This window comes from Pseudomonas sp. AM8, assembly GCF_036346475.1.
Classification (GTDB): Bacteria; Pseudomonadota; Gammaproteobacteria; order Pseudomonadales; family Pseudomonadaceae; genus Aquipseudomonas; species Aquipseudomonas marginalis.
In genome coordinates this window covers 93,488-99,487 of record NZ_JAOTNX010000018.1, presented here as the reverse complement: position 1 = coordinate 99,487, position 6,000 = coordinate 93,488, and the positions used below count along the sequence as shown (strand labels likewise).

Annotated in this window: 4 protein-coding genes and 2 pseudogenes; 2 read left to right on the top strand and 4 right to left on the bottom strand. The window is 47.9% G+C overall.

What is annotated here, in order from left to right; all coding sequences use genetic code 11:
• Nucleotides 1–235 (top strand): hypothetical protein (locus V3W40_RS31415; protein ID WP_330216320.1); only part of this gene is annotated, 235 nt, incomplete at its 5' end.
• 498 nt (nucleotides 236–733) lie between these two features.
• Nucleotides 734–1,880, top strand: a pseudogene (locus V3W40_RS31410) (IS1182 family transposase); the annotation flags it as partial.
• Nucleotides 1,881–2,077: 197 nt separating this feature from the next.
• Here V3W40_RS31410 and V3W40_RS31405 read toward each other — a convergent pair.
• The 4 genes and pseudogenes from V3W40_RS31405 to V3W40_RS35035 form a co-directional block, all read right to left on the bottom strand.
• Nucleotides 2,078–2,569: a hypothetical protein gene (locus tag V3W40_RS31405; protein ID WP_330208979.1), complete on the bottom strand. Its 492-nt coding sequence runs from the start codon at nucleotides 2,567–2,569 to the stop codon at nucleotides 2,078–2,080.
• Nucleotides 2,553–3,002, bottom strand: coding sequence for a hypothetical protein (locus V3W40_RS31400; RefSeq protein ID WP_330208523.1), 450 nt, complete (start codon nucleotides 3,000–3,002; stop codon nucleotides 2,553–2,555). Before V3W40_RS31400 ends, V3W40_RS31405 begins: the two co-directional genes overlap by 17 nt.
• Nucleotides 3,003–3,161: 159 nt before the next feature.
• Nucleotides 3,162–3,890: a methyl-accepting chemotaxis protein gene (locus V3W40_RS35040; protein ID WP_442962885.1), complete on the bottom strand. Its 729-nt coding sequence runs from the start codon at nucleotides 3,888–3,890 to the stop codon at nucleotides 3,162–3,164.
• A gap of 129 nt (nucleotides 3,891–4,019) precedes the next feature.
• Nucleotides 4,020–4,790: pseudogene (locus V3W40_RS35035) on the bottom strand (MCP four helix bundle domain-containing protein); the annotation flags it as partial.
• Nucleotides 4,791–6,000: the final 1,210 nt, after the last annotated feature.

Sequence of the window (6,000 nt, the reverse complement as noted above, 5' to 3'; positions counted from 1 at the left end):
AAGCCCCTTGCCTATTCGTCCAGACCCTGTCCTTTCGACTAGAAACATCGTCCAAGCGATTAGTATCAAACGCCAAATAAATCCCGATTTTCAGCTGAAATCTAGGTTTGGCCAACACACCTATTTCCGCACTAAAACAGAGCGCCAGTCCCATGGCGGTCCCATGAAGGCTTTTTTGAACGCCAAAAACCACAAACCTCCGACTAAGGAAAATCGGGGGATTGCGTTTTCGTAATTTGGCGGTGAAGAAAAGATTCGAACTCGCATCACTACAGCTGCTTTTGGCCCAGAGTGTGTAAATACTTAGCAGGAACGTGCGGCACTGAGGTAAAGCTACTCTGTAGATCTCAAACCGAACGGATGCCCTCAAATGACGGGTTCTTCTAGAACCAGTGTTCGTGCATGTTCCAAAGAAATTCAGGGGTAATCGGCAGACTGGATGCTGAACCGATGACCGAGTCGATCCCGCACTTCGGACACAGAGCGGTGCTATCTAGATCAACCCACTAAGTGATTTCTGAGGGCGAAAACACACCTAAGCAGTAAAAACAGCCACAGTGATCGCTTGCTTCAATTTGAGTACGGTGATTTGTAGAAAATAGGTGCGCTGAAATCACATCCATGGGCAGGTCCTTAAGCTCCAAATTTACTAGCATTACTTTCTTGCATCAGAGTAAATCAAGAGCCGTCCAACCTTGCTACGATTGCCCAAAGTGATAACGCAGGATTGCCTATGAAACGTTTCATCCAAGGTGACCATCGCGGACAAAGCACTCTGCTGCCCGAAAGCCTTGAAGACTATGTCAGTGATAGCAATCCGGTTCGCGTAGTCAACGTCTTTGTCGACGAACTCGACTTGGTCAATCTGGAGTTTGATCGCGCTACTCCTGCTGATACAGGCCGACCTGTATCACCCTGCGATCTTGCTGAAGATCTACATCTACGGCTATCTCAACCGAATTCAGTCGAGCCGGCGCTTGGAGGGAGAAGCCCTGCGCAACGTCGAACTGATGTGGCTGACCGAGCGTTTGATGCCGGACTTTAAGACCATCGCCAACTTCCGAAAAGACAACAAGGCCATCCGAGGCGTCTGTCGCCAGTTCGTTATGCTATGTCAGCAGTTGGGACTGTTTGGAAAGAATCTGGCAGCCATCGATGGCAGTAAAATTAAAGCAGTCAACAATCGCGACCGCAATTTCACCAGCGCCAAATTAAAGCGGCGAATGGAGGAAATTGAATCGAGTATCAACCGTTACCTGACTGCACTCGATGCTGCTGATCGGCAAGAACCAACAGCGTCCGAGCCCAGCGCCGTGCGGCTGGAAAAGAAAATCGCCAAGCTCAAAACTCAAATGAAAGAGCTTCAGGCGCTCGAAGTCCAGCTCAACGATTCGCTGGATAAACAGGTTTCACTGACCGATCCAGATAGCCGTTCCATGATGACACGCGACACCGGAATCGCCGGCTATAGCGTGCAGACAGCAGTCAATACCCAACACCATTTGATCGTTGCACATGAGGTCACTAACGTCGGTTCCGACCGCGATCAACTCAGCTCGATGGCCCTACAGGCCCGCCAGGCTGCCGCCTCAGAAACGTTGTCGGTAGTGGCTGATCGAGGTTGCTTCAGAAGCGAAGAGATCCTGGCTTGTCACGATGCAGGCATCACTGCATATGTGCCTAAGCCGATGACCTCTGGGGCCAGAGCGACGGGCGTTTCTTCGAAATGAAGGGGTTGCGCAATGAAATCGCACTGCACACCGAGCACGGAACGGCGGGTTCTACGCTGGGTACATGAAGCTGTACTGGAGGAAATGCAGGTCCGGCTGAGCAAATCATCGGAGATGATGCGAGTCCGAAAACGGACTGTTGAGTATCCCTTACAGCCCAAACACCTCCGCTGAATTCGGACTTAATGGAAAAAAATGCCAAAGCGCCTGTGCCATAAAAATCGCGGGCAAAAAAAAAAAAAAAATACTAAATCTCTTGATATTTTCTTTAAGCCTAATAAAAAACATACTAACCACCAAGTACGAAGCCAAAAAGAAATCAGAATAACATATCGAATAACCCCCCATTATTCAAAATCGCTTGTTAAAACTTTTCGATCAACATCCCACCTCAAAGATTCTACTTGCGACTTAAAATCTACAAGCTGTAATAAGCATTGAGAGATCAAAGCCGAAAAAGTACTTCGTTCCACTTCATCTCCTACTATATTGATATGCTCGGATACCATATGGAGGCAGGCATCAATTTTATTTGAAAGAAAATCCAACTGTTTAAAAGCCAAATTTTTCATGCTATCAATTTCTACAGCCCAAATGTAAAGCTGCCCCTCTAAGCTCTCTAGACCTGACTTGTTAAAACGACGAACTTCACGGGCCACAACAGACATCCCTTGTTCGGTCAATCGTATAGTCTGGATAAGCCCCGCAACTGACTTACCAACGATCTCTTGAGCTTCCTTAAGGACTTGAACTGACTCAACTAATTTGTGTTCCATCTCCACATAACCCTCTCGATGATATAGTCCCAGTGCAAGCACCACCTCAACGATCGCCAGCATGTCCAATCATCGTCTGCTCCAGGCAATTATTCTGCCAGCCCTCAAGCGCACAGACTAAGTCGTTCACAGCAAAGCACATGTCAACGAGCGGCTTTAAATTTTTTTGAGGCGGCGCGGTCAATACATATGATTCGACATAGCGTACGAGCGTCGAAGCATCAGCAATAAAATCTTTTATCAGAAACCGCGCCTTATCTAAGGACTTCTGCAAATCACTACTGAGAAAGTCTGCATCCTGGGCACTATTCTGATATATCACTAATCCCGAATCACTCGCCGCCCTTTCAAAAGATAGCGAATCATCTCGAACAGATACCAGCTTAGTGATCATTTGTATTGAAAAATGCAAAGCTCTAATCTGATTAATTAGTTCTTTGCCAACTCTATTTTTTTCTTCCAGCGAAATTAACCAGTGATCGCAAAGGTTAGACATCACTATCATCCATTCACGTTTGAATTATCGATAAGCCACATTGGTAGCCTGTAATTTATAGAAGCTTCAGTCAACTAAAAGTGCTAACCCTCTTGGCATAGACAAAAAATAAATCGCTCTACCCTAAAACACGATTTGCGGAGTCAGCACCCTAGGCGTCTAAACTTTGAATCTTGTAACCAATCGACTTAGCTCAACGGCCAAGGTAGAAAGTTCAGCGCTGGCCACAGACGTTTGTCGTGAACCTGCCGCCGACTGGATAGAAAGATCACGTATACTGACTAGATTTTCGTCAACTTTTCTTGCGACCTGCGATTGTTCTTCAGAGGCTGTTGCTATCTGCACGTTACGGTCGTTGATATGTTCAATCGACTCAGTGATCTCTGCGAGTGCTAATCCCGCCGACTGAGCCAGCGCTAACGTTTTACCTGCTTGATGGCTAGTCTGGTCCATGGAAGTGACTGCCTCGGTAGAACTCGCCTGAATGGTGAGAATCATTTTCTCAATTTCGCTTGTCGACGACTGGGTGCGATGAGCGAGCGCCCTAACTTCATCGGCCACCACGGCAAAACCACGGCCAGCCTCCCCGGCCCGTGCGGCCTCTATCGCGGCATTAAGCGCTAGCAGATTAGTTTGCTGAGCGACTGAGCGGATTACATCAAGCACTCCACTAATATCCGCTGCCATCTCTGCTAGACCGCGCACGCTGACCGAGGTCAGCCCAACATTATCGACCATGACATTAATCGCAACTACCGTTTCATCGACTTTGCCTCTACCGGTGATTGCCGTTCTTGCAGCGTTCGAGGCGGCGCTGGAGGCCTCTGCTGCGTTACTCGCAACTTCGTCCACGGCCGAACTCATCTCGTTCACGGCGGTGGCCGCCATTTCTATTTCATTATTCTGACGAACTAGTCCCTGAGAGGCGTCTTCCGTGACAGCATGCATTTCCTCTGCTGTGGCTGCTAATTGGGTTGAAGAATCGCCTATCTGAATGATAGCGCTGCGCAGATTGCCCTGCATTTTTGATAATGCGTCAAGGAGGCGTCCCATTTCGTCAGCACCATCGGCGTATATATCATGACTAAAGTCGTTAGCCGCAATACGTTCAGCAATCATTAGAGCTTTACGCAATGGGGTCGTTATGCTTTTGGTATAGAACCATGCAAGCGTGATAGTTGCAATTAGAGAAACAACAATAAATGAGCTGGCCAAGATTATCGTTCGGCTATAAGCATCTTCGGCTTCTTCGCCATCTGCCTCCGCTTTAATGTCATTAATTCCTTTCAACGCTTCAATATTTCTTGCGACAGCATCAGAAACGGTTCTGACTTCGCTATTCGCAAAGCTAATCGCCTCACTGAAACTATTGGCATCTACCAATGCCATATACTTCACTTGAATATTATTGAATTTCTCGACTGAGTCTTTAAGAACATTGATGGCTGCTAGGCCTTCGGGAGTGACAATAAGACGAGATAAGTTGTCCATGCTTTGCTGGATTAACGATTGAGATCTAATAACATCTTTCTTGCTATCCGCTCTTACAGAGTCATTCTCGCCGGCATTACGCAATTTGCTATTGCTATTACGCAGGCTTACAAATTCGCGATCAAGCACACCCAAGACCTTGAAGCTAGGCACAATGTTCGTTTCGATCTTTTTTTCTGCACCATTCAAAGTCGAAGCTTGCTGTATTGAAAACATCCCTAGCACGACGATCAACGTACAAAAAAAACCAAAACAAAGGGACGAACGAGCAGCTAGATTAAATTTTCGTAAGCTCATGTAAATTTCGCTCAAAAGTGGCATGTAGTTATTTTTCGGCCAGTAATTGAAATGCTTTAGTCTCAAATAAAAATTTCGACGAACGGTACTCCCTGTGCAGAGTGTCATTACAGTGGTCGCCGAATTCCAGACACGACATTAGTTTTTTCTCGGCCCGCGCTGGCGCCAACCCATCGTTGAGTTGGTGAATCCAGTTGTCGCGATGCATCAAAACATGGGTGATTTCACGCTGGACCTCTTAGGCCGTTCCGTAATCCGTGGTCAGTATCCATCCCGCTTTCAAGCAATACAGTCGGTTACCTTCTCTTTTTTAAACGCGAGCATCAACAGCTGCAATGCAGCACTGAGAGCGGGCTGACTGTTCAGTCCTTCTGATCATGTCCACGCAAACTGAGCAACATATTGTTGGCTCTTCTGACCATTTCCATCAACTCGGTTGAACTCACTTCTCGCCGATACTCCAGTAGTTCGGCTGCTAGGACCGCTTTGTCATAGCAACCTTCATCTATGAATTGGGTACCGAGATAATGCGATACCCAAGTCTCAAACGCCTGTGAATTGGCCTTGTGCCTGCGCATACTGCCCCCTCATTCATTAATCAGCCTCCACCGCCGCCATTTCTCCCTGGCTTGCCGCCGCAAATTTGTATTCAGTGCAGTTGGCTTTGGCCGGGATGAGCCGCTGTAAAGCTCAAAACAGCGGTGCACATGCCTTACCGCAAGAAAGCTCTTACTTCATGAGAAAATCTGCGTACTCCAGATAAGTACTTTTTTAAGAAGCCCCTCCCCAGGTCCCGGTATCCTGAAAGCCCACAGTCAGCTTTGCCAAAGCCCAGCCTTGAACAAGCCATCCCTCCTACTTGCATCTCCTTGCAGGATCTTGTTTGATGCGATCAACGTGAACTGCGTCTTGTCAATTATGCCCACTGTCCAAATGGCGCGTGCGTCAGAACAGGTCAACATCAAGGTGATGATAAATCAGCCGAATACGCTGGAGGACTCTGCGTCGCGCAGCGCCACGATCTCCGGCGAACGCGGTCAGCGCTAATAGTCCGATTATGAGCGCCTGATCGGCGGCATCTACAATATTTGACAGGGCCTGCAGGAGTTCCTGCCCACAAGTCGCGCACAACTGCGGAACTCGGCAAGCTGTCGGGCAAATACATCCTCACCGGCGAGCGGATGTCATGAGCCGACCCGTTCATCAGTGG